Origin of the sequence: Stenotrophomonas sp. SAU14A_NAIMI4_5 (genome assembly GCF_003086795.1) — a bacterium.
In the GTDB taxonomy this organism is placed as follows: domain Bacteria; phylum Pseudomonadota; class Gammaproteobacteria; order Xanthomonadales; family Xanthomonadaceae; genus Stenotrophomonas.
In genome coordinates this window covers 3,729,365-3,753,036 of record NZ_CP026003.1, presented here as the reverse complement: position 1 = coordinate 3,753,036, position 23,672 = coordinate 3,729,365, and the positions used below count along the sequence as shown (strand labels likewise).

The 23,672-nt window shown below is 68.4% G+C and carries 19 protein-coding genes and 1 pseudogene; 11 read left to right on the top strand and 9 right to left on the bottom strand.

The features are described from left to right. The first annotated feature begins 74 nt into the window (after nucleotides 1-74). Nucleotides 75-851, top strand: a complete 777-nt coding sequence (locus C1925_RS17265) for an AMP nucleosidase (protein WP_079223275.1) — start codon at nucleotides 75-77, stop codon at nucleotides 849-851. 43 nt (nucleotides 852-894) lie between these two features. Then, nucleotides 895-1,434 carry a DUF924 family protein gene (locus C1925_RS17260; RefSeq protein ID WP_108769966.1) on the top strand — a complete coding sequence of 180 codons (540 nt, stop codon included), beginning with the start codon at nucleotides 895-897 and terminating at the stop codon, nucleotides 1,432-1,434. Nucleotides 1,435-1,540: 106 nt separating this feature from the next. Here the strand turns inward: C1925_RS17260 and grxD are convergent, their stop codons facing one another. Then, nucleotides 1,541-2,467 carry a Grx4 family monothiol glutaredoxin gene (gene grxD / locus C1925_RS17255; protein ID WP_108769965.1) on the bottom strand — a complete coding sequence of 309 codons (927 nt, stop codon included), beginning with the start codon at nucleotides 2,465-2,467 and terminating at the stop codon, nucleotides 1,541-1,543. A 60-nt stretch (nucleotides 2,468-2,527) separates the two neighbouring features. On the opposite strand from grxD, the gene C1925_RS17250 reads away from it, so the two are divergent. After that, a complete protein-coding gene (locus C1925_RS17250; protein ID WP_108769964.1) occupies nucleotides 2,528-3,307 on the top strand; it encodes a polysaccharide deacetylase family protein in 780 nt (259 codons plus the stop codon). A gap of 62 nt (nucleotides 3,308-3,369) precedes the next feature. Here the strand turns inward: C1925_RS17250 and C1925_RS17245 are convergent, their stop codons facing one another. The 3 genes from C1925_RS17245 to C1925_RS17235 are packed head-to-tail and all read right to left on the bottom strand — an operon-like array spanning nucleotide 3,370 to nucleotide 5,984. Beyond that, nucleotides 3,370-4,086: a class I SAM-dependent methyltransferase gene (locus tag C1925_RS17245; protein WP_108769963.1), complete on the bottom strand. Its 717-nt coding sequence runs from the start codon at nucleotides 4,084-4,086 to the stop codon at nucleotides 3,370-3,372. A gap of 3 nt (nucleotides 4,087-4,089) precedes the next feature. Next, entirely contained in the window at nucleotides 4,090-4,707 is a 618-nt protein-coding gene (locus tag C1925_RS17240; protein ID WP_108769962.1) for an SGNH/GDSL hydrolase family protein, read from the bottom strand. A 2-nt stretch (nucleotides 4,708-4,709) separates the two neighbouring features. Further along, on the bottom strand, nucleotides 4,710-5,984 hold the full coding sequence (locus tag C1925_RS17235) for a pyridoxal phosphate-dependent aminotransferase (RefSeq protein ID WP_108769961.1): 1,275 nt from the start codon (nucleotides 5,982-5,984) through the stop codon (nucleotides 4,710-4,712). A 122-nt stretch (nucleotides 5,985-6,106) separates the two neighbouring features. Here C1925_RS17235 and rsgA point away from each other — a divergent pair, with 122 nt between their 5' ends. The 3 genes from rsgA (at nucleotide 6,107) to C1925_RS17220 (ending at nucleotide 11,527) form a co-directional block, all read left to right on the top strand. Then, nucleotides 6,107-7,207 (top strand): ribosome small subunit-dependent GTPase A, encoded by a 1,101-nt coding sequence (rsgA, locus tag C1925_RS17230; RefSeq protein WP_234455844.1) that lies wholly within the window; start codon nucleotides 6,107-6,109, stop codon nucleotides 7,205-7,207. Nucleotides 7,208-7,413: 206 nt separating this feature from the next. Next, a complete protein-coding gene (locus tag C1925_RS17225; RefSeq protein ID WP_108769959.1) occupies nucleotides 7,414-8,667 on the top strand; it encodes a flavohemoglobin expression-modulating QEGLA motif protein in 1,254 nt (417 codons plus the stop codon). A gap of 571 nt (nucleotides 8,668-9,238) precedes the next feature. Next, on the top strand, nucleotides 9,239-11,527 hold the full coding sequence (locus C1925_RS17220) for a TonB-dependent receptor (RefSeq protein WP_108769958.1): 2,289 nt from the start codon (nucleotides 9,239-9,241) through the stop codon (nucleotides 11,525-11,527). A gap of 75 nt (nucleotides 11,528-11,602) precedes the next feature. Here the strand turns inward: C1925_RS17220 and phbB are convergent, their stop codons facing one another. The 3 genes from phbB to C1925_RS17205 form a co-directional block, all read right to left on the bottom strand. Then, on the bottom strand, nucleotides 11,603-12,343 hold the full coding sequence (gene phbB, locus C1925_RS17215) for an acetoacetyl-CoA reductase (protein ID WP_108769957.1): 741 nt from the start codon (nucleotides 12,341-12,343) through the stop codon (nucleotides 11,603-11,605). A gap of 25 nt (nucleotides 12,344-12,368) precedes the next feature. Then, a complete protein-coding gene (locus C1925_RS17210) occupies nucleotides 12,369-13,697 on the bottom strand; it encodes a CitMHS family transporter (RefSeq protein ID WP_108770749.1) in 1,329 nt (442 codons plus the stop codon). Nucleotides 13,698-13,758: 61 nt separating this feature from the next. Next, nucleotides 13,759-14,895: a porin gene (locus C1925_RS17205; RefSeq protein ID WP_108770748.1), complete on the bottom strand. Its 1,137-nt coding sequence runs from the start codon at nucleotides 14,893-14,895 to the stop codon at nucleotides 13,759-13,761. Nucleotides 14,896-15,275: 380 nt separating this feature from the next. Between C1925_RS17205 and C1925_RS17200 the strand changes: the two genes are divergently transcribed. Genes C1925_RS17200 through C1925_RS17180 form a run of 5 tightly spaced genes read left to right on the top strand, consistent with a single transcriptional unit; the run spans nucleotide 15,276 to nucleotide 19,536 of the window. Continuing rightward, nucleotides 15,276-15,968 (top strand): response regulator transcription factor, encoded by a 693-nt coding sequence (locus tag C1925_RS17200; RefSeq protein ID WP_108769956.1) that lies wholly within the window; start codon nucleotides 15,276-15,278, stop codon nucleotides 15,966-15,968. After that, nucleotides 15,961-17,352 (top strand): sensor histidine kinase, encoded by a 1,392-nt coding sequence (locus tag C1925_RS17195; protein WP_108770747.1) that lies wholly within the window; start codon nucleotides 15,961-15,963, stop codon nucleotides 17,350-17,352. The genes C1925_RS17200 and C1925_RS17195 overlap by 8 nt, the downstream gene beginning before the upstream one ends. Then, the gene (locus C1925_RS17190) at nucleotides 17,349-18,404 is read left to right on the top strand and encodes an ABC transporter substrate-binding protein (RefSeq protein ID WP_108769955.1); all 1,056 of its coding nucleotides are present in this window, start codon (nucleotides 17,349-17,351) and stop codon (nucleotides 18,402-18,404) included. The genes C1925_RS17195 and C1925_RS17190 overlap by 4 nt, the downstream gene beginning before the upstream one ends. 28 nt (nucleotides 18,405-18,432) lie before the next feature. Beyond that, nucleotides 18,433-19,080 carry a response regulator transcription factor gene (locus tag C1925_RS17185; RefSeq protein WP_079223223.1) on the top strand — a complete coding sequence of 216 codons (648 nt, stop codon included), beginning with the start codon at nucleotides 18,433-18,435 and terminating at the stop codon, nucleotides 19,078-19,080. 3 nt (nucleotides 19,081-19,083) lie between these two features. Beyond that, entirely contained in the window at nucleotides 19,084-19,536 is a 453-nt protein-coding gene (locus tag C1925_RS17180) for a DUF695 domain-containing protein (RefSeq protein WP_108769954.1), read from the top strand. Nucleotides 19,537-19,669: 133 nt separating this feature from the next. Here the strand turns inward: C1925_RS17180 and C1925_RS17175 are convergent. Next, nucleotides 19,670-22,317 (bottom strand): annotated as a pseudogene (locus C1925_RS17175) (PAS-domain containing protein). A gap of 68 nt (nucleotides 22,318-22,385) precedes the next feature. Then, a complete protein-coding gene (locus C1925_RS17170; protein ID WP_108769953.1) occupies nucleotides 22,386-23,552 on the bottom strand; it encodes a porin in 1,167 nt (388 codons plus the stop codon). Nucleotides 23,553-23,672: the final 120 nt, after the last annotated feature.

Here is a 23,672-nt window from a genome sequence, read left to right as displayed (position 1 = left end):
CTTTGTTGCCGGGCCAGGTGAAGGCTGGCGGGCACGCGCCTACAATAGCGGCCCCACGCCGTAGCGGATGCGCCATGAAGAGCAAGCAGGAAATCGTCGACAACTGGTTGCCACGCTATACCGGCGTGCCCCTGGACCAGTTCGGCCAGCACATCCTGCTGACCAACTTCGGCGGCTACCTGCATACCTTCGCCGAGCTGACCGGGGCGCCCATCGTCGGCCTGGACCGGCCGATGGCCAGTGCCACCTTCGACGACATCACCATGATCAACTTCGGCATGGGCAGCCCCAATGCCGCCATCATCATGGACCTGCTGTCGGCGGTGATGCCCAAGGCCGTGCTGTTCCTGGGCAAGTGCGGGGGGCTCAAGCGCAAGAACCAGCTGGGCGACCTGGTGCTGCCGATCGCCGCCATCCGCGGAGAGGGCACCTCGGGCGACTACCTGCCGCCGGAAGTGCCGGCGCTGCCGGCCTTCGCCCTGCAGCGGGCGGTGTCCACAATGATCCGCGACCTCGGCCACGACTACTGGACCGGCACGGTCTACACGACCAACCGCCGGGTCTGGGAGCATGATGAGGCCTTCAAGGAGCGGCTGCGGGCGATGCGCTGCATGGCCATCGACATGGAAACGGCCACGGTGTTCGCTGCCGGCTTCGCCAACCACATCCCCAGCGGGGCGCTGCTGCTGGTGTCCGACCAGCCGATGATCCCCGACGGGGTCAAGACCGAGGCCTCCGATGCCAAGGTCAGCTCCCAGTTCGTGGAAAACCATATCCAGATCGGTATCGAGGCGCTTAAGCTTATCCGGCGCAACGGCAAGTCGGTCCGCCACCTGCGCTTTGACGAATGATGATGATGGTCTGGCGCCGCGCGCTGGCCCTGGAGAGCAGGTGATGGACGTTGCCGCGCAAGTGGTGGAATTCTGGAGCGAGGCGGGCCCGACGAAGTGGTTCGCCCGCGATGACGCGTTCGACGCGCGGTTCCGCGAGCGGTTCCTGGAGGAGCACTACGCGGCGGCGTCGCGTGGGCGCGAACACTGGCTGGGCAGTTCCGAGGGCGCGCTGGCGCTGATGCTGCTGCTGGACCAGTTCCCGCGCAACTGCTTCCGCGGTACCGCCCATTCCTTCGCCACCGATGGCCTGGCCCGGCATTACGCCATGCGCGCCATCGAGGAAGGCCTGGACCTGCAGCTGGTGCCCAAGCTGCGTGCTTTCATCTACCTGCCGTTCGAGCATTCCGAAGATCCGTTCGACCAGGATCGTTCGGTGGCCATGTTCGACGTGCTGGGCGACAAGGAATACCTGCAGTACGCCGAAGTCCACCGCGACGTCATCCGCCGCTTCGGCCGCTTCCCGCACCGCAACGCCGTGCTGGGCCGCATGCCCAGTCCGGAAGAACTGGATTTCCTCGCCGAAGGCGGCTTCGCCGGGTAGATCCACGCCACGCGTGGATAAAAAAAACGCCGGCGTCTGCCGGCGTTTTTAGTGGTGGGGTCAGAGCCCTTTCCGCAGGAAAGGGCTCTGACCCCGTAGCGGCCGATCAGTACTTCGGCACGCCGTTGTCCACTTCGTCCGACCAGGCGTCGATGCCGCCGGTGACGTTGAACACCTTGGTGAAGCCCAGGGTGCGGAACTGCTCGGCAGCCTGCGCGCTGCGGCCACCGTGGTGGCACAGGAAGGCCAGCGGGGTGTCCTTGGGCAGGCCTTCCAGCTCGGCACGGCCGTTGCCGTCGAAGCTCTTGAACGGCACACCGACGGCGGCAATGGCGCGTTCGTCGGCCGGGCGCACGTCGACCAGGGTCACGTTGCCTGCACGCACGAGGTCGTCGGCGTCACGCACGCTGATTTCCTGCACCGGCTTGGGCGCGTTCGGGTTGTCGATGGCCAGGCCCTTGCCGCGGATGTCATCGACCCAGTCGATGGTGATGCCGTCGGCGCGGCGCGCGCTGGACAGGTCGAACTGCACGCGCAGGCCGTTGGATTCGGCGGCGATCGCGCTGTCATCGTGCGGGGCCAGCTGGAAGTTCGGCTGGAAGCGCGCATCGATGGTCAGCTGCAGCGAAGCGCCCGGGGCATCGGCCAGCGCGCCCTTCAGCATTTCCACCGCGGCCGGGGTGACGGTGATGCGCGGCGGGGTGCGGTCCGGTGCGGCCAGGCCGAGCACGGTGCTCAGTTCGCCGCTGGCGGCCATCTGCAGGATGATGTCGCTGCCACCGACCAGTTCGCCGTCGATGTACAGCTGCGGGATGGTCGGCCAGTCGCCATAGGCCTTGATGCCTTCACGGATTTCCTGGTCGGCCAGCACGTTGACGTGGGCGAAATCGACGCCCAGGTCCTGCAGGGCGCCCACGGCCTTGGCCGAGAAGCCGCACTGCGGCATCGACGGCTGGCCCTTCATGAACAGCACGACGCGGTTGTCGTTGAGGAGGGATTCGATGCGCGAACGCAGGGCGGGATCGAGGGACATGGGCAGTCTAGGGTCCGTAAATTCGAATCACCCATTCTACGCCCCATGGCATCATGGGGCATGACCAACGCAGGAACATTGCATCGCATCCCGACCCGGCCGTGGCGCTGGCTGCCCTGGCTGGTGGCGTCGCAGGTGGCGGTGATCCTGGTCTGGGTGCTGGCCGGCTGGCACTGGGGGCTGCCGTTGATGGTGGCCAGCCACGCACTGTTCATGGTGCCGGTGTTCCTGCCCAACAGCCGCTTCTACACGCCGGTGCTGGACCGCCTGCCCGATGCGGGCGACAGCGTCTGGCTGACCATCGACGATGGCCCCAGCGAGGAGACCCCGGCACTGCTGGATCTGCTCGACCGGCACCAGGCGAAGGCGACCTTCTTCCTGGTCGGCGAGCGCGCACTGGCGCATCCGGTCCTGGTGGAAGAGATCCTGCGTCGCGGCCACGACCTCGGCAACCACAGCCATACCCATCCGCAGACCCGCTTCTGGCGGCTGGGCCCGTCGGCGATGCGTGCCGAGATCGAAGGCTGCCACCAGGCCCTGCAGGCGGTCAGCGGCCGCCCGACACGCTGGTACCGCTCTGTGGTGGGCATGACCAACCCGTTCGTGGCGCCGGTGCTGGCCGCGCTGGGCCTGGTGCGGGTGGGCTGGACCGCGCGTGGCTATGACGGCGTGGGCTGCACGCCCGACGGCGTGATGGCGCGCCTGCTGCCGGACCTGCAGCCCGGTGCCATCGTGCTGCTGCATGAAGGTGCCGCACATGGCCACAACCTGGCCATCATCGAGCGCGTGCTGCAGGTGCTGGACCAGCGCGGGCTGAAGGCGCGGCTGCCGTCGCTGTAGCTTGGTAGCGCCGGGCCATGCCCGGCGAACCTCTGCGGAATTCCGCCGGGCATGGCCCGGCGCTACCGCTCCCGCTGCGCTACCAGCAGCCAGCTGTTGAACGGTGTGCGCCCATGCAGCGGCTGCACCTCGCCCACCTGCAATCCGGCTTCGGCCAGCGTCGCCCGCAGCAGTGCCGGGTCGGGGTAATGCCGCGGCCGGGTGCCCATCCAGCCCACCAGCCAGGCCAGCCGATCAGCCACGCGCGTGGTGCGGTCGCGGCGGTCGCCGGTGGCCAGCGGCGTGCGCAGCAGCAGGCGGGCGCCGGGCGCGACCCGGGCGCTGGCGGCTTTCAGCAGGTCCAGCTGCGGCTGCGCATCCAGGTACTGCAGCACGTCCAGCAGCAGCACGTGCCCGGCCTGCGCAGGCAGGGGCGCCTGCACGTCCAGGCAGTCGAATCGCACATTCAGCAGGTCGCCACCGGCCCGCTGCGCGCGGGCGATCTTGCCCGCATCCACGTCCACGCCCAGATAGGGCTGGCCGCGGCCGCGCTGGCGCAGCACGTGGGCGAACAGGCCCAGCCCGCAGCCCAGGTCGAGCAGCGGCAGGCCATCGTCGGGAAGGTGCTGCAGCACGCCGTCGTACAGCGGGTCGCTGCCCAGCTTGCCGCGCGTGTAGTAGTAGTCGCGGCGGTTGCCCCAGGCCTGCACCGGGCGGAACGCCTCGGCGATGGCCCGTGCCTGGCCGCGCTCCAGCGGCGAACAGTTCAGTGGTGTGCCGTTCCCTGGCAGGCCATCCATCACTCAGTCCGTTCGCTGCAGCAGGCGCGTGGCCACGGGCAGGGCGCGTGCGGCCCACAACGCATACATCCGCGCGGAGGGATGCAGGCCGTCCTCGGCGATCATCGCCGGGTCGGCGCCGTGCGTGCGGCTGATGTCGGTGATGTCGACGAAGGCCACGCCCTGCTGGGTGCTGATGACCTTGGCGGCGGCGTTGAATTCGTCGGTCTCGATCCCGATGCGGGCCAGGTCACGGCCGCTGCCGGCACCGAACGGGGTCGTGCCCCAGTCGGGGAAGGACAGCACCAGCACGCGCCCGGCATCGCCACCGGCATAGCCGATCGCACGCTGCAGCAGGGCCTCGAACTGCTGGCGGTACTCGTCCAGCGGGCGCCCGCGGTACTGGTTGTTGACCCCGATCAGCAGGCTGACGAAATCGAACGGGCCCTGCGGTGCGGCCGCATTGATGCCAGCGTCGAGCTCGTCGGTGGTCCAGCCGGTGGTGGCGATGGTCAGCGGGTCGGCCAGGTCCACGCCCTGCGCACGCAGCGCGGCAGCCAGCTGGTGCGGCCAGCGGCCTTCAACCGCGACCGCTTCGCCGATGGTGTACGAGTCGCCCAGCGCCAGGTAGGACAGCGCCACGCTCAGGCCACCGAGCGGCGCGGCTTCAGCGGCACGACCTTGGTGGCGTCTTCGGCGCGGCGGGCCAGCACGCGGTCGATGCGCGCGAACACATCGCGCATCACCGAGGCTTCCGGCAGCAGGGTCACGCGGAAGTGGTGGCGGTAGGGCACGTTGAAGCTCGAGCCCGGCACGACCAGCACGCCTTCGTCGTTCATCAGGTCCAGCGCGAAGTTATGGTCGTCGAAGCCCTTGGCGGCGGCACCGACCACGGCCGGGAACGCGTACAGCGCGCCGGCCGGGGCGACCAGCGACAGGTGCTCGCTGGCGTTGCAGGCCTCGATCACCGCGCGGCGGGTTTCATACAGGCGGCCGCCGGGGGCGCACAGTTCGGAAATGGTGTCCGGGCCGTTCACCGCGGCGTCGATGGCGTACTGGCCCGGCACGTTGGCGCACAGGCGCAGCGCGCTTAGCAGGTCGAGCGCGGCGCGGAACTCGCCCAGGCGCGCGTCGTCGCCGGTGAGGTGGGCCCAGCCCACGCGCCAGCCGCAGGCGCGGTGCACCTTGCTCAGGCCGCTGAAGGTCAGGCACGGATGGTCGCCGGCCAGCGGCGCGACCGGCTGGAACACCGCGTCGTCGTACAGGATCTGGTCGTAGATCTCGTCGACCAGCAGCAGCAGGTTGTGGCGGCGGGCAATCTCGACCACGCGCTCCAGCAGCTCGCGCGGGTAGCTGGCGCCGCTGGGGTTGTTCGGGTTGATCAGCACGATGGCGCGGGTACGCGAGGACACCAGCGTCTCGATCTCGGTCGGGTCGGGCTGGAAGCCGTTCTCCGGCGCGCAGCGGTAGTACACCGGGCGGCCGTCGTTGAGGATGGCCGCGGCCGACCACAGCGGGTAGTCCGGCGAGGGCACCAGCACTTCGTCGCCCGGGTTCAGCAGGGCGCGCAGCGACAGGTCGATCAGCTCGCTGACGCCGTTGCCGACGAACACGCGGTCCGGGTGGGCATCGGGCGCACCACGGCGCGCATAGGCGGCGGCGATGGCTTCGCGGGCCACCGGCAGGCCCTGCTGGTGGGTATAGGGATCGGTGCGGCCCATGTCATCGGCGATGGCGTGCTGCAGGTGTTCCGGCGCACGGAAGCCGAAGTTGCCCGGGTTGCCGATGTTCAGCTTGATCAGCTTGCGGCCCTGCGCTTCCAGCTCCCGCGCTCGCCGGGCCAGCTCTCCGCGGATCTCGTAGCGCACTTCGGAAAGGCGCTCGCGGGTGGCCAGGGGCTTGTGCGAGGGGGTGGACATGGGGCTGGGCCGTCAAAAGGCGTGGGGTTTCCATCCTACCGGAATTGCTGCAGTGCATGGCAAGGCCCCAGGGCCTGCCGTTGTTGGGCTGGCAGGGCATCGGGCCGGTTAGAATGGCGGCGATGACCCAGACCCCCGATTTCAACGCCCTGCAGACCATCGGCTGGCCCTGGCCGGGCCCGCCGCAGCAGGCCGACTGGCAGGCCGCGATGGCCGAGCACCCGCAGGCCCGTCCGGCGCGGGTGATCGAACAGCACCGCACCCACTACGTGGTGGCCGATGGCCCGGAGGCCTCGATCAAGGCCGAGTCGCTGCCGGAATGGCAGCGCCCGCGCTTCCCCAGCCATGAACGGCCGGCGGTGGGCGACTGGGTGCTGCTGGACGGCATCCGCATCGTCGCCCTGCTGCCGCGGCGTACCGCCATCAAGCGTGGCGCGGCCGGCGAGCATTACCACCAGCAGGTGATCGCGGCCAACATCGATACGGTGTTCATCGTCTGCGGCCTGGATGCCGACTTCAACCCGCGCCGCATCGAGCGCTACCTGCTGCTGGTCGGCGGTGGCGGTGCCGAGCCAGTGGTGGTGCTGACCAAGGCCGACCAGACCGAGTACAGCGAAGACGCGCTGGCGGTGCTGGAGGAGCTGGAGATGCAGGGCATCGCGCTGCACGCGATCAATGGCCTGGATGCCGACAGCGTGTCCGTGCTGGAACCGTGGCTGGGCCCGGGTCGCACGGTGGTGCTGGTCGGTTCGTCCGGGGCCGGCAAATCCACGCTGACCAATACCCTGCTGGGTGAGCAGCGGATGAAGACCAATGCGGTGCGCGCCAACGATTCGCGCGGCCGCCACACCACCACCCACCGCGCGCTGATGCCGCTGCCGATGGGCGCGTGCCTGATCGATACGCCGGGCATGCGCGAGCTCAAGCCGACCGGCGAAGAGACGCTGGCCGAAGGCGGTTTCGCCGATATCGAAGCGTTGGCGGCGCAGTGCCGCTTCAACGACTGCATGCACCAGCAGGAACCGGGTTGCGCGGTGCGCGCGGCCATCGATGCCGGTGAGATTGAAGAGAGCCGGCTGCAGAACTACTTCAAGCTGAAGGAAGAAGTGGCGGCTGCCGCTGCCAAGCTGGCCGTGCGCCAGGCCGAGACCGCGCAGGAGCGCGGCGGCAAGAAGGGCAAGGGCCAGCAGTTCCGCCCGGCGAGCAAGAACCGCCGGCGCTGATGGGTATCGCAGGGTCGGATCCCATTGCATCGCAATGGGCTCTGAACCCTGCAACGGACCCGCCTCTGCCTGCCCCTGGCAGGTGCCAACCCTGGTTGGCACGGGTGTGTCAGAAGCCCCGCCTGCGGCGGATGCCAACCAAGGTTGGCAACTACCGGGTTCCGCTTGAAACGACCAAACCCGGGGCAGGGCGCTATAGTCCGCCCATGGAAACGACCGCGACGCTGGACCATGACGTGGCCCACCATGCGGCGCTCGACGCGCGACTGGTCGAGGCCGTGGGCGGCATCCGCCTGCTGGGGCTCACCAGTTGGCCGGCAACGGTGCAGGCACCGTTCCTGGACAGCGTGGCGCGCGGCCAGCCGGTGCTGCCGAAGGTGGACTATCCGAAACTGGACTTCAGCGAGGAACGCCGCGCGCTGGCCGCCATCGCCGCCGAATGTGATCCCAGCCATCCGCTGGGCCACTACGTGCAGCAGTCCGCGCAGAGCTGGGACCTGGCTGCGCAGCTGCTGGAAGGCCTGGGCACCGCCGCTGTCGATCGCTGTTCCGTGCAGCTGTTCGGTGCGCCGGAGCAGCCATTGCCCGGCAATGGCCCGAGCACGCGCGAAGCGGCCCGCCACTTCATCCAGATCGCCAGCGAGCTCGACAGCGAACTGCTGGCCCCGGAAGAACAGGTGCCCGTCTCCGCCATCGCCCTGCAGTTGCAGCTGCAGAACGACCTCGATGGTTTCTTCGAATCGCGCATCATCCAGGTCCAGCTGGACCCGGAGCTGGTGTCCAAGGCTGCTGCCGGCCCGACCCGCATCCGCCTGCGCACCAGTGCACGCTTCAGCGCCTACGACCGCGCGCAGTTGTTCCACCACGAAGCGCTGGTGCATTCGCTGACCGCCTTGAACGGCCGCGAACAACCGGTGCTGCCCAGCCTGGCGCTGTCCTCACCACGGGTGACCGCCACCCAGGAAGGCCTGGCTACGTTCGCCGAGCAGATCACCGGCAGCATCGACATCGAGCGTCTGAAGCGCATCAGCCTGCGCACCGAAGCCATCGCGATGGCACGCGAAGGTGCGGATTTCATCGAGGTGTACCGCTACTTCTGCGATGCCGGGCAGAACCCGGAGGAAAGCTTCGCCTCGGCGCAGCGCGTGTTCCGCGGCGTACCACCGAGCGGCGGCCTGGCCTTCACCAAGGACACGGTGTACCTGCGCGGACTGGTGTCGGTGCACACGTTCTTCCGCCACATGCTGGCCGAGGACCGCCTGCAGGTCTGCCGCTGGTTGTTTGCCGGCAAGATGAGCCTGACCGACGCGATCGCGTTCGCACCGTTGTTCGAGAGCGGCGTACTGAAGCCACCGCGCTGGCTGCCGCATTGGGTGAGCCGGGCCAATGGCCTGGCGGGAATGCTGGCGTTCTCGCTGTTCGCCAACCGCATCCGGATGGACCAGCTGGCGCCGGAGTGAAAGGCGTTGGTGGAAGCCCCACCGAAAACAGTCGCAAAAATCAAAAACAGAACCGGGGTCAGAGCCCGTTGCCAAGCAACGGGATCCGACCCTGTGCCGACCAACGGTCGGCACCCACCAACAGCAGCAGGTTCCATCAGCGGCAGGTTCCAACAGCTCGCAGGAAACTGTCGAAGGCGGGGTGGGTCCGGTTGCGGGGGCGTGAGCCGCATGGGCCCGAGGCATGCCTCGGGCGGGTTGGGCAGGACGCCCAACCCCGGTCTTGCCGTGTGCGCAGGACAGCGCACACGAGCAAGCGGCGACCGAGCTTACATGGACGTACTTGCAGCGTCCCCCGCAACCGGACCCACCCCGCCATCCCACGGATAGCCGCTCTTGCCGTTGACGTTGACGTTGACGTTGCATCGAGCGGGTGCAGGGCGCAGCCCTGCCGACAAAACCCCACGAACGAGACGCGCGTCACTGCCCGCAACACCCGCGCCACTTCGTAAAAAACATTTCATCTTCCATTCGCATAGTGGCCTCGCGCCGTGCCGAGTCGCGGCGGACTCCCCCCATGCAATGGATCCACATGCAGACCCGACACCTCACGATCGCCGTCGCGATCGCGCTTTCCGCCGCCAGCGCCCATGCCGCTGAAACCACCGATGCCACCGCCGACGCCGCGCTGAGCGCACAGACGCTCGACACCGTGTCCGTCATCGGCCAGGGCGAAACCCGCCAGGTGCAGCGCATCACCGCCGTCGACAAGCAGGTGCTGCCGCCGGGCACCAGTGGCCAGAAGATCCTCGACCGCCTGCCCGGCGTGTCGGTGCAGTCCAACGATGCCTTCGGCGCCAACGAAGAATCGCAGACCATCAGCCTGCGCGGCTTCGACAAGAGCCGTCTCGGCTACACGCTCGATGGCATTCCGCTGGGCGACAACAGCTACGGCAATTACAACGGCCTGAGCATCGCCCGCGCGCTGATCGCCGAGAACCTCGCCGGCGCCGAATTGTCGCAGGGCATCGGTTCGCTGGGCGTGGCCTCCACCAGCAACCTCGGCGGCACCATCCAGTACTTCTCGATGGACCCGTCCACCGAATTCGGCGGCCGTGCCAGTGTCACCGTCGGTGACAACAACCAGCGCCGCGGCTACCTGCGCGTGGACACCGGCGACATCAACGGCTTCTCGGCCTACGTCTCCGGCGTGCACCAGGACCAGGACATGTGGGCCGCGCCGTACCAGAACCAGACCACGCGCCAGTTCAACGCCAAGGCCGTGTGGAACGTCGGCGACCATCGCTTCGGTGCGTTCGTCGCCACCTCGCGCGCCAGCCAGGCCAACTACGCCTACCTGTCCAAGGACATGCTGGACCGCGGCCTGGGCTGGGACTGGAACATCTACGCACCGGACTGGGACCGCGCCGTCGCCGCTGCCTACTGCGCGCCGGGTACGCGTGATCCGGCCAAGTGCCAGTTCAGTGGCGGCGTCAACAGCATCGACGATGCGTACTACCAGAGCCGTGCGCTGCGTGATGACAACCTGTACTCGGTCGACGCCGACCTGCGCCTGGGCGAGCAGGGTCGCCTGAAGCTGGTGGCCTACCACCACGACAACCGTGGCCAGGGCCACTGGTGGGCGCCGGGCCAGCCGTCCTACCCGGGCACCGACCAGATGCTGCCGATCTCGATCCGCAGCACCAACTACACCATCAACCGCGACGGCCTGACCGCCGCGCTGTCGTGGCAGGTGGGCATCCACGAGCTGGAAGCCGGCCTGTGGTACGAGCAGAACGACCACAACGTGTCGCGCAATTTCTATTACATCAGCGGCCCGTTCCTGGATGATCTGTACCTGAAGAACCCGGACCGCCTGCTGTTCAACCAGGACTTCGACATCCGCACGCAGCAGTTCTACGTGCAGGACCGCATGCGCTTCCTCGACCAGCGCCTTACCGTGGACGTGGGCCTGAAGAGCCCGAACACGCGCATGCGCGCCACCGCCAAGGGCGGTGTGGAAATCAGCATCGCTTCGGGCACGCTGACCGCCAAGGAATCGGTGCTGCCGCAGGTCGGCGTGGGCTTCAAGCTCAATGCCAACAACGAGCTGTTCGCTTCGTATGCCGAGAACATCGCGGCCTTCGTTGGCGGTGGCAGCGGTGGCCCGCTGCAGGTCTCGCCGGAATCGTTCGCGGCCAGTGCCGGGCTGGAGCCGGAGAAGTCCAAGAGCCTGGAAGCCGGCTTCCGCACCTTCGGCGAGAAGTACCAGGCATCGATCGCCGCCTACAACGTGACCTTCGACAACCGCCTGCTGTCGCTCAACCCGTGCTCGAGCATCGAAGTCGGCACGCGCCCGGAGTGCGTCACCCGCTTCATCAACGTGGGTTCGGTGAAGAGCCACGGTGCCGAGCTGACCTTCATCCTCAAGCCGATCGACGGCCTGCAGTGGTACAACGCGCTGTCCTGGAACAAGACCACCTACGAGGACAACTACACCTCGGGTGGCGAGATCGTGCCGGTGGCCGGCAAGATCACCGTGGACACGCCGCAGCGCATGGCGTCCAGCGAAATCAGCTGGAACCGCGATGGCTTCTTCGCCAGCCTGCGCGCCAAGTACACCGGCAAGCGCTACTACACCTACACCAACGACCAGTCGGTGCCGGGCGTGACCACCTTTGATGCGGGCGCCGGTTATGACTTCGGGCCGGGCATGGGCCTGCGCAACATCCGCGTGTCGTTGAACGCGACCAACCTGACCAACAAGCGGTATGCCGGCCAGCTGAGTTCGTTCGCACCGACCGACCCGAATGGTACGCGTTACGCCATCCATGCCAGCGCACCGCGCCAGGTGTTCATGACGGTGGCGGCGGACTTCTGATCGGCAGGGGCATGAAGCATCCACGCGTGGCGTGGCTCTACTGAAACAGTAGATCCACGCCGTGCGTGGATGGGCCTAACCCATGTACAACCCACCATTCACCGGGTAATCCGCACCGGTCACATACGAGGCTTCATCCGAAGCCAACCAGGCCACCAGGCCGGCCACTTCTTCCGGGCGGCCCAGGCGACGCACCGGCACCGAGGCGGCCAACCGGTCCAGCACGTCCGGCGGGAAGCTGCTGATCGCCTGGCTGGCGATGTAGCCCGGCGACAAGGTGTTCACGGTGACCCCGCGCGAAGCGACTTCAGCAGCCAGCGCACGGCTGAAACCGTGCATCGCCGCCTTCGCCGTCGCGTAGTTCACCTGGCCGATCTGGCCCTTGTGCGCGCTGACCGAGCCGATGTTGACGATGCGGCCCCAGCCACGCGTGGCCATGCCGTCGACCACCTGCTTGGTCAGGTTGAACAGCGCGTTGAGGTTGGAGGCGATCACTGCATTCCAATCTTCCACCGTCATCTGCCGGAACAGCAGGTCACGGCTGCCGCCGGAGTTGTTGACCAGCACGTCCACCTCGCCCACCTCGGCACGCACCTTGGCGAAGGCCGCCGTGGTCGAGGCCCAGTCGGTGGCGTTGCCTTCGGAGGCGATGAAGTCGAAGCCCTGTTCGCGCTGTTCGCGCAGCCAGTTGGCCTTGCGCGGCGAGTTCGGTGCGCAGCCGGCGACCACGGTGTGGCCGGAACGGGCCAGGCTCTGGCAGATGGCAGTGCCGACACTGCCCATGCCGCTGGTGACGTAAGCGATTCGAAGCGTCATTGCAGAAGGCTCCTTGGTGTCCGGATCAGGATGCGAAGGGATACAGGCCGAACAGCAGGCCGCCGACCATCAACAGCAGCGAGATGGCGATCGCCCACTTCAGGGTGAACTTCTGGTGGTCGGCGAATTCGACCTTGGCCAGGCCCACCAGCAGGTAGGTGGACGGCACCAGCGGACTGAGCAGGTGCACCGGCTGCCCGGCCAGCGAGGCGCGGGCCATTTCCACCGGGGTGATGCCGTAGTTGCCGGCGGCCTCGGACAGGATCGGCAGCACGCCGAAGTAGAAGGCGTCGTTGGACATGAAGAAGGTGAACGGCATCGACGCGATGGCGGTGATGACGGCCAGGTACGGGCCCCACGATTCGGGAATGATCGCCAGGAAGCTGTGCGACATCGCCTCGACCATGCCGGTGTTGTTGAGGATGCCGGTGAAGATGCCCGCGGCGAAGATCAATGCGACCACCGACAGCACGTTGCCGGCGTGGTTGACCACGCGGCGGCGCTGCTCGGCCAGGTTCGGGTAGTTGATGACCAGGGCGATGGCGAAGCCGACCATGAACAGCACCGGCATCGGCAGCACGCCGGCGATCAGTGCACCCATCAGGGCCAGGGTCAGCACCAGGTTCACCCACAGCAGCTTCGGCCGCTTGATGTCCTCGGCGTCTTCCACCGACGGCAGCGCGTTGTTGTCATCGGACATGCTGTTGTCCATCCAGCTGCCACCCTGCGGCAGGGTGACCACGCCCAGGCGGCGGCGTTCCTTCATGCCCAGGTACCAGGCCAGCAGCAACACGCCGGCACAGGCGATCACCATCGACGGGATCAGCGGCACGAACACATCGGCCGGGTCCACGTGCAGCGCGGTGGCTGCGCGTGCAGTCGGGCCGCCCCACGGGGTCAGGTTCATCACGCCGCCGGCGAGGATGGTCACGCAGGTCATGTTCAGCGCGTTCATGCCCAGGCGCTGGTACAGCGGCAGCATCGCCGAGACGGTGATCATGTAGGTGGTCGAGCCATCGCCGTCGAGCGAGATCAGCATCGCCAGCACGGCGGTGCCGAGCACGATCTTCATCGGATCGCCCTTGACGAAGCGCAGGATGATGCGCACCAGCGGGTCGAACAGGCCCGCATCGATCATCACGCCGAAGTAGAGGATGGCGAACATCAGCATCACGCCGGTCGGCGCGATCTTCTTGATGCCTTCCAGCATCATTTCATCGATGTTGGCGCCAAATCCGCCGAGCAGGGCGAAGATGATCGGGATGGTGATCAGGGCGACCAGCGGCGACAGTCGTTTGCTCATGATCAAGTACATGAACGTAATGACCATGCCAAAGCCGAGGATGCTCAGCATCATCTGCGGACTCCTTGCGTACTGCGGTTGAAGAGGGGGGAGGGGGGAGGGAGTGCGTGGCTCAGAAGTCGAACTGCAGGCGGCCGGTGACCGCGCGCGTGCGGTCCAGCGTCACCCCGGCCAGGCGGTCACGGTTGCGGCTTTCGATCACGTCGAGCATGAAGCGCAGGTTGTCGCGCAGGTACCAGTTGCCGCCCAGCGTCCATGCAGCGGTGCTGCCGCGGCGCAGGTCCGGCGCACCATCGAGGTGCTGCGCGCCCCACATCTGGTCGTAGCGCAGCGCCACTTCGAAGGCACCGGCCTTGTGGCGGATGTCCTTGACCCGCGCGAAGCGGCCGGTCTTGCGGTCGTAGGCCTTGCTTTCGCCGGTGACGAACCAGCTGAGCATGCCGTAGGCAGCCATCACGTCGCCGCGCTGGGCGCCGTCATCGAAGGTGGCGCCGCTGAACTCGCCCTGCCAGGACAGTGGGCCGCGCACCTGCGCGTATTCCAGCGACCACTTGTTGACGTCGGTATCGCGGCCGGCGGAGAAGTCGACCAGGGTCAGGCGGCTCTCGTCGGACAGGTGGCCGGCCGGGCGCGGGCGGATCTTCAGGCCCGGGGTGCCGTTGCTGCCGGGGTTGTCGTAGGCCTCATGGGCCAGCGACAGGCCCAGGTGCAGCACGTCGCCATCGCTGGGCGAGGGTGCCCAGGTGACGCGGCCACCGGCGGCGCGGCCCTTCACCTGCCAGGCATCGATGCTTTCCAGGCTGTAGAGGCTGGCCGCCCAGGTGAAATCACCCGGATTGGCCTGCCAGGACGCGCCCAGGCGGTACAGCGGCGCCAGCGTGGTGCCGGCGTTGCCGCGCTCCAGGAAGCTGCCGTAGTTGGAGCTGGTGCGGTCATCCAGCGAGAAATACTGCTTGAACTGGCCGACCGTCAGCTTGCCGGCCTTGCCGAAGCTGCGGCTGAGGTAGACGTCCTTGGCCTCGACGCGGTCGCCGGAAAAGTCCGCTTCGGCCTTGTAGTCGACCACGAAGAACTTGCCCGACACGTCCAGCCAGGCGCGGCGGATCTCGGTGTCGTCCTTGTTCGGGGTGCCACGGTCGTCGTTGTCGAACGTAGCGAAATCCAGGTGCAGGCGGCCGCCGACGGTGGCGGTGACCGGCCGGTCGTCTTCAGCAAAGGCCGGCGCGGCCAGCGCAGCCAGGGCCATCATGGCGGCGGGGCGCTGCCAGGCAAACTTCAGTTCCACAAACCCTCCCAGGTGCGCGCCGGGCGCGCGGCAATCGTGGGCACCGGATGGTGCGCGGCCGCAGTCTGGGTTGCGGTAGCTGTCATCGTCCTGTCAGCGGTTTGTGCGGTGCAGCGTAAAACGGGCCGCTGCGCTCGCCGGGCATGGCCCGGCGCTACCACCGCTACGGTGCCCCGGGATGCGTCCGCACCGCGATCCCGGTAGCGCCGGGCCGTGCCCGGCGGAAGGCATCGGCACCGTGATCCCCGGTAGCGCCGGGCCATGCCCGGCGGAAGGCCCGCCACACGCCGCCGCGCCGCACGCGGTAGCATTCGCTTCCCCCTGCGTCCCTCCGTTGCCCGCCGATGCGCCTGCTGCTGGTCGAAGACAATCCGGATCTGGCCGATGCCATCATCCGCCGCATGCGCCGCAGCGGCCACGCGGTGGACTGGCAGGCCGACGGCCTCGCCGCCGCCAGCGTGCTGCGGTACCAGAGCTTCGACCTGGTGGTGCTGGACATCGGCCTGCCCAAGCTGGATGGCCTGCGCGTGCTGGCCGGCATGCGCGAGCGCGGCGACAGCACGCCGGTGCTGATGCTGACCGCGCGCGATGGCATCGAAGACCGCGTGCAGGCACTGGACGTCGGCGCCGACGATTACCTCGGCAAGCCCTTCGATTTCCGCGAATTCGAAGCGCGCTGCCGCGTGCTGCTGCGCCGTGCACGCGGCCAGGCCAGCGAAGTGGTGCAGGTCGGTGGCTTCCAGTTCGACAACGCCGCGCACCGCGTCAGCGTGGACGGTGAGCCGATCGAACTGCCCAACCGCGAATACCGGCTGCTGGAAATCCTGGTCGGCCGCCTCGGCCAGGTGGTTGGCAAGGACGAGATCGGCAACGGCCTGTTCGGCTTCGACGACGAAGCCGGGCCGAACGCCATCGAGCTGTACATCGGTCGCCTGAGAAAGAAGCTGGCCGGTGCGCCGCTGCGCATCACCACCGTGCGGGGTGTCGGCTACCTGCTGGAAGAAGCCGGCGACGGCAGCAGCGATGGCGATGGCTGAGGTGCGTACTGCGGTCGCCGCGCCGGGCTCGCTGCGGCGCACCCTGCTGCTGTACCTGGGCACGCTGCTGGCGGTGTTCGCGGTGGCCCTGCTGTTTGCCGCGCGCGATTACGGCCAGCGCGCCGCCAACCGTTCCTACGACCACCTGCTGGTGTCATCTGCGTTGTCCATCGCCGATTCGGTGGCGCTGGTCGATGGCCAGTGGCAGGTGGACCTGCCGTACGCCGCGCTGGATCTGCTGGCGATGGCAGCGGAGGACCGCGTGTTCTATCGGGTGGCCGACAGCCGCGGCAACCTCATCACCGGCTATGGTGACCTGCCCGCGCCACCGCGTCGGCCGGGAACGCAGCCGCAGCTGTTCGATGCGTCCTACAGTGGCGAGACCGTGCGCTTCGTGGTGGTCAGCCGCAGCTTCGCCGCCGCGTCCGCGCAGGGCGAAGTGCAGGTGCAGGTGGGGCAGACCCGCCGCGCGCGCGAGGCGCTGGCGCAGGACATGGTCAACCGCGCGCTGCTGGCCATCGGCGTGCTGTCGCTGCTGCTGCTCGCACTGGTGGCCTTCGGCGTGCACCGCGCGTTCCGTCCGCTGGTGCGGGTGGAGCGCGAGCTGTCGCGGCGCGAGCCGTCCGATCTGAAGCCGCTGGACGCGCGCGTGCCGCGCGAGATGGACCAGATGGTCGCGGCGTTGAACCGTTTCATGGAGCGCCTGTCCAGCAGCAACGAGACGCTGCGTGCGTTCATGGCCGAGGCCGCGCACCAGATGCGCACGCCATTGGCCGCACTGCGCGCGCAGGCGCAGCTGGCACTGGACGACGACGACCCGGACGACATGCGGCGCAGCCTGCAGGCCATCGAGCGCAATGCCACCCACATGAGCCGCCTGCTCAACCAGCTGCTCAGCGATGCCAGCGTGATCCACCGTTCGAACCTGCAGCGTTTCGCTGCCGTGGACCTGGCCGAGACCGTGCACCAGGCCCTGCATGAAGCACTGCCGCAGGCCGGTCCTGCACCGCGCGTGCAGCTGGCGATGACCGCCGAGCCGGTGCAGGTGCACGGCGATGCGCTGCTGCTGCGCGAGGCGATCAAGAACCTGGTCGACAACGCCCTGAAGTACGGCGGTGACGGCCCGCTGCAGATCGCGCTGACCGTGGAAGGCGGGCAGGCGGTACTGACCATTGCCGATCACGGCGCCGGCATTGCCGCGGCCGATGCCGGGCGCGTGTTCGAGCGCTTCGCCCGTGGCGAGGGCGCACCGGCCGGTGGCGCCGGCCTGGGCCTGGCCATCGTCAAGCGCGTGGTCGACAGCCACGGCGGCCACATCGACCTGAGCAACCGCCCGCAGGGCGGCCTGGTCGCCACCATCCGCCTGCCCCGGAGCAGTCCATGATCCGCCTGTTCGCCACCGCCTTCGCCCTGCTGCTGGCGCTGCCGGTGCTGGCCGCGCCCGGCGACGTGCGCCGCTTCGCCGCGCAGGGCCCGGCCACCGCGCAGCTGCGCATCCACGGCAGCACCGACATCGAGGTGTTCGCGGTGGTCATCGCCGATTACCAGCGCCTGCACCCCGGCACCGAAGTGGTGTACGAGGACATCATCACCCAGGACCTGTACGCGCGTTACCTGCACGACCGTGCCGGGCCGGATTCGCCGGACCTGCTCATTTCCAGCGGCATGGACCTGCAGACCAAGCTGGTGAACGATGGCCATGCGCTGCCGCACCGCTCGGCACAGACCGCCGCGCTGCCGGCCTGGGCGCAGTGGCGCAGCGAGGCGTTCGGCATCAGCTACGAGCCGGTGGTGATGGTCTACAACACCCGCCGCCTGCCTGCCGCCAAGGCCCCGCATACGCGCCGCCAGCTGCTGGACCTGCTGCGCGCGGAGGGCACGCCGCTGCGCGGCAGGGTCGGCACCTACGATATCGAGCGCAGCAGCGTGGGCTACCTGCTGGCCACTCAGGACGCACAGCGTGGCAGCATCGCCGGTGCGCTGCTGGGCGCGCTGGGCGACAACGCGGTGCTGCGCGAGGAGCGCACCGGCGTGCTGCTGGACAAGGTCACCAGCGGCGAACTGTCGCTGGTCTACAACGTGCTGGGCTCGTATGCCCAGGCACGCATCGATGGCGGCGCGCCGCTGGCCATCATCGAGCCGGAGGACTACACCCTGGTGGTGCTGCGCACGGCAGTGATCCCGCGTACCGGGCCGCACCCGGAAGAGGCGCGCCGCTTCCTCGATTACCTGCTGTCGCCGCGTGGCCAGCAGGTGCTCTCACGCGAGGCACGGCTGATGCCGATCGTCACCGGCAACGCGCGCAGCGACGATGCCCCTGGTCGCAGCCGCCGCCCGATCCAGCTGGGCCCGGGCCTGCTGGTGTACCTGGACGCGCTGAAGCGCCGCCAGTTCCTCGATGCCTGGCGCAGCAGCGTGGAGCCGACCGGGCGCTGACCCGCCGGCCTGCACGTACAATGGCCCCATGAGCGAATACACCATCCTGATCGCCGATGACCATCCGCTGCTGCGTTCGGCGGTGGTGCAGTCGCTGCGGCAGAGCCTGCCGCTGGCGCAGGTGCGCGAGGTGGCCAGCGCCGATGCCCTGGCCGAAGCCCTCGATGCCCAGCCCGAGGTGGACCTGGTGCTGCTGGACCTGACCATGCCCGGCGCGCACGGTTTTTCCGCGCTGCTGCACGTGCGCGGCTCGCATCCGGATATCCCGGTGGTGATCCTTTCCTCCAATGACCACCCGCGGGTGATCCGCCGCGCGCAGCAGTTCGGCGCCGCCGGTTTCATCCCCAAGTCCGCCCCGGCCGAGACCATCGGCCAGGCGGTGCAGGCCGTGCTCGACGGCAGCCTGTGGTTCCCGGCGATGGCACCGGAGCGTAGTGAGTCCGACGCACTGCTGGCCGCGCGCCTGGCCCAGCTCACCCCGCAGCAGTTCCGCGTGCTGCTGTGCCTGGCCGATGGCCTGCTCAACAAGCAGATCGCCTACGAACTGGGCCTGGCCGAGAACACGGTGAAGGTCCACGTGACCGCCATCCTGAAGAAGCTGGAGTGCCACAGCCGCACCCAGGCGGCGGTGCTGGTGAAGGCGCTGGAACCGGAAGGCGACGCCGGCGGGATCTGACCGATGCGCGAAACCCCGGCGCCGTTCTACGCCCTCATCAACACGACCCTCGGCGAGGATCCTGCGGTGGTGGTGGTCAACACGGCGCTGCGGAGTTTCGCAGGGCGGGATACATTCCCCTGGCACCTGCGGATCGGCATCGGCTGCAGAGAGTTGGGTGACAACGGCATGCCCACCCCGGAAGAGCTGGAGGTGGTCACGCGCCTGGAAGGGCAGCTCGAATCAAGCATTGGAGCGGACGGTAATGCCGTTTTCCTTGCCCGCATCACCGCCCGTGGCGAGCGCGTCCTGCTGTATCGGGTACACGATCCCGAACAGGCGAATGACCGGCTGCAGGAGCTGCTCGCTGCAGCCGCACAGCTGCGGGAGTGGGAGTTCCAGATGGAATACGACCTCGACTGGGCTCTGGCCCAGCCCGAACTGGACCTGCCGCTGCAGGATTCCAAGGTAAATTGAGCTACGTAGAGTCGAGCTTGCTCGACTGGTGTTTGCGGCTCCAGTCGAGCAAGCTCGACTCTACAAGGCACTGCAGCCGAACGTGGGCTCGGCTCTACAGGAAGCGGAGCATTGCAGTCGAGCAAGCTCGACTCTACGCCCGATGCCGCAACAGCATCTGCGTCATCAACGCGCGCAGCGCGGGCGGCTTCACCGGCTTGGCCACCATGCCCCAGCCCTGTTCGGCCGCATGCGCCTTCAGCGCGTCATCGCGCTCGGCGGTCACCAGGATCACCGGCGGCCGCGCCTGCCACAGCGTGCACAGCGCCTCGTACAGATCCGGCCCGTGCCATTGCCCCATGCGCACGTCCAGCAGCAGCAACTGCGGCACGTTCAGCGCGCTGGCGATTTCCAGTGCGCCGTGCGGGCCATCGGCCAGTTCCACGTTGCAGCCCCAGCGTTCCAGCAGGGCGCGGGTGGCCGCGCACACACGTGGATCATCATCGATGCTCCAGACGCGGCATTGGCGCAGCGGACTGTCGTCGGACGGTTCGGCGGCCAGCACGGGTGGCGGTGCCGGCGCGGCCACATCGTCGGCGTGCCCCAGCGCCACGCTCACCGCGAACACGCTGCCCTTGCCCAGGGTGGAGCGCAGGCTGATGCGATGGCCGAGCAGGCGGCCGATGCGCTCGACGATGGCCAGGCCCAGGCCGGCGCCGCGTTCCTGTTCGACGCCATCGTTCAGGCGGCGGAATTCCTCGAAGATCTCGCCCTGCAGGCTTTCCGGAATGCCCGGGCCCTGGTCGTGCACTTCGATGCGCAGCTGGTCGCCCACGCGCCGGCAGCCGATCAGCACGCGCCCACGCGGGGTGTAGCGCAGCGCATTGGACAGGAAGTTCTGCAGGATGCGGCGCAGCAGGGCTTCATCGCTGACCACCACCGCGCGGGTGTCGACCCAATGCAGCTGCAGGCCACGGCTCTGCGCGGCGATGCCGAACTCGCGGGCCAGGGTTTCCAGCAGCGGGGACAGCGCGAAGGCGCGCACGCGGGTCTGCAGGGAGCCCGATTCCAGCCGCGAGATGTCCAGCAGGCTGTTGAGGATGGCGTCCTGCGCGGCCAGTGCGGCATCGACGTGCTCGCTCAGTTCGCGCGCTTCACCACTCAGCCGCGCGCGCAGCACCGAAACGAACATGCGCGCGGCATTCAGCGGCTGCAGCAGGTCGTGCACGGCCGAGGCGACGAAGCGGGTCTTGTAGCGATTGGCCTGCACGGCCTCGCGGCGCGCTTCGTCCAGGTCATGGGTGCGCTCGGCCACGCGGTGTTCCAGCGCATCGGCCAGCGAGCGCAGTTCGCGCGCGGCGTTCTTGTAGCTGGTGATGTCCGCATAGCTGGTGACGAAGCCGCCGTCGGGCAGGGGATTGCCGCGGATCTCCAGCACCGTGCCGTCGTCCTTCTCGCTTTCGCGCATGTGCGGGCGGCCGCTGCGCAGGTGGTTCAAGCGGCGCTCGATGGCATCGTCGATCGGCCCGGGACCGAGCAGGCCGCGACGGGCGTTGAAGCGGAACAGCTCCTCGATCGGCCGGCCCACCCGCACCAGCCCCTGCGGGAAGCGGAACAGTTCGATGTAGCGCGAGTTCCACGCCACCAGGCGCAGTTCGCGGTCGATGATGACCACGCCCTGCGGCAGGTGCTCGAGGCTGCGGCTGAGCCCGCTGTCGGCGTCGGTGGCGGCCTGCAGCAGGCCGTCCTGGGCGGTGCGCAGTTCCTGCGCGTGCTGCTTGAGCAGGGTTTCCAGCTCGCTGCGGCTGCGCTGGCGGTGCCGTGACAGGCGCCGGCGCTGCTGCACGAACAGCATCAGGAAGCCCAGCGCCAGCCACACCGCGGCACCGGCCATGGCCGCAGCGCGGCCCGCGCTCGAAGCACCGCCGGCATCGTGCAGCAGGTGCAGGCTCCAGTCCTCGTCGGGCAGGGGCAGGGTCTGCCACAGCATCGCCTGCGGCAGCGCCGGGTCGAGCAGGCGCACCATGCGCCCGCCATCGGCCAGTACGTCCTCGGTGCGCACGCGCAGCGGCTGCAGCGAACGGTCGGCGTACTGGCGGGCGTCGAGCATCTCGCGGCGCTCGTCGGCGCCCAGCGGGCGCAGCAGGCGGTAACGCCACTCATCGCGGTTGGCCAGGAACACCACGTCATGGTTGTCGCTGGCCAGCACCACGTCAGGGCTGCCCAGCCACTCCTGTTCCAGTGCGGACAGCTCGATCTTGATGACGATCACGCCGATGCGCTGGCCGTCACCATCGACGATCGCCTCGGACATGAAGTAGCCCGGCACGCCGGTGGTCATGCCGATGCCGTAGAAGCGGCCACGCCCGTGCGCCAGCGCCTGCTGGTAGTAGGGGCGGTAGGCGTAGTCCTCGCCGACATTGGTCGAGGGCTGGTCGAAGTTGCTGGCCGCCAGGCCACGCCATTGCGGCCGACCAGGGTCAGGGTCGAGGTGCGGGTGACCTGGTTGGCGCGCTGCAGCTTGAGGTTCAGGCGCTGCGTTGCGGCGGGTGTCAGCGGCGCGCGCAGTGCCTGCAGCAGGTCCGGGTCCAGCGCCATCACCTGCGGCAGGGTGCCGAAGCGGTCAATGCGCTGCTGCAGGCCCTGGCCGTACAGCTGCAGCTGGCGTTGCACCTGGTTGCTTTCGGCGGCCAGCGCGCGGCGCCAGGCGAAGTGGCCGGCGGCGATCGCGCACAGCACGGTGCCACCCACCATCACCGCGATGGTCAGCAACAGCATCCGATGGCGGCTGAGCCAGTACATGGGCGCAGTCTACGCAGGGCCGGCGGGCGTGGCATGCACGCCCGCCGGTTTCTGGTCTGTGGAAGGGATCAGAAGTGCATCTGCGCGCGCAGTTCGAAGATTTCCGGGGTGCTGTGCACGCCACGGCGGCTGGCATCGACCTTCACGTAGTTCGCCTGGAACTTGAAGTGGCTGGTCAGGTACCAGTTGGCGCCCACGGTCAGGTCGTGCTGGCGGCCGCCAAGGATGCTGCCATCGTCCAGGTCCAGGCGGCTGTAGCGTGCCAGCAGCTCGACCGCGCCGTAGCTGTGGGCCGGCTTGATGTTGGCCACTGCGCCAGCGCTGTACGGGCGCGATTCGCCGGTCAGCACCCAGCTGGCCATGGCGTACTGGCCGCTGCCGGTGTAGTCGGGCAGGCCCTTGCGGGTCACCGTGGCCTGCAGGGCTTCACCCTGCAGCGAGAACGGACCGCGGATCCAGATGCCTTCCAGGCCGGTGCGGCGGATCTGGTCGGCGGTGACCAGGGCGCCCGAATCGACCAGGCGGATGTCGGTCAGGCCGGCTTCCGGGCGCGCACGCAGGCGGGCGCTGGCTTCGTGGTGCACGTCGCGGCCGTCGCGGTAGCCGCGCGGGTTTTCCTGCGAATAGGCCAGGCCCAGGTGGACCACGTCGCCCGGTGCCTTCACCGGGGTCCAGACCGCACGCACGGCCTGCATGGTGCCCGGGTTGTCACCCTGCAGGTCCTTGCCACCGTAGGCGCCGGCCTGCAGCAGGTACTGCGGGCGTTCCAGCACCCACTCGGCACCGGTGCGGCGGGCGGCGTAGAAGGCCTGCACGGGCAGGGCGACTTCGGTGAAGCTGCCGGCACGCGAGGAGGTGTTGCCGTCCAGGCCGACCGGGGTCTTCATGTAGCCGAAGCGGAAGCGGCCGACATCACGGCCGAAGAAGGCCTTGCTCTCGAAGCGCACGAACACGTCCAGCCAGGTATCGGACTGGAAGTCGTAGTACACCATCGCGTCGTACACGCCCTTCTTCTTCAGGGTCGCGCCGAATTCCTTGCGGCGCACCGCGTCAGCATCCTCGATGCCGCTGGCCGAGGAAAAGTCGTTGTAGTCGTAGGCGATGTTGGCGGTGGCGGCCAGTTCGGTGCCGTCGCTGAAGGCGTACTTGGTCGGCCAGTTGTCGAAATCGGCGGCGGAGGCGAAGGCGGGCAGGGCGGCCAGCGACAGGGCCAGCAGGGTCGGAATGGGGCGCATGGTGGTGCGGCTCTCTCTCTCTCTCGGATGCGTGTGGACAGGACAACAACGGCCGCGCTGGCCGGAACTTTCGCAGGGGGGCGCCCGATCGTTCAGGTCGGGCCGGTGGCCGTCCCCGGG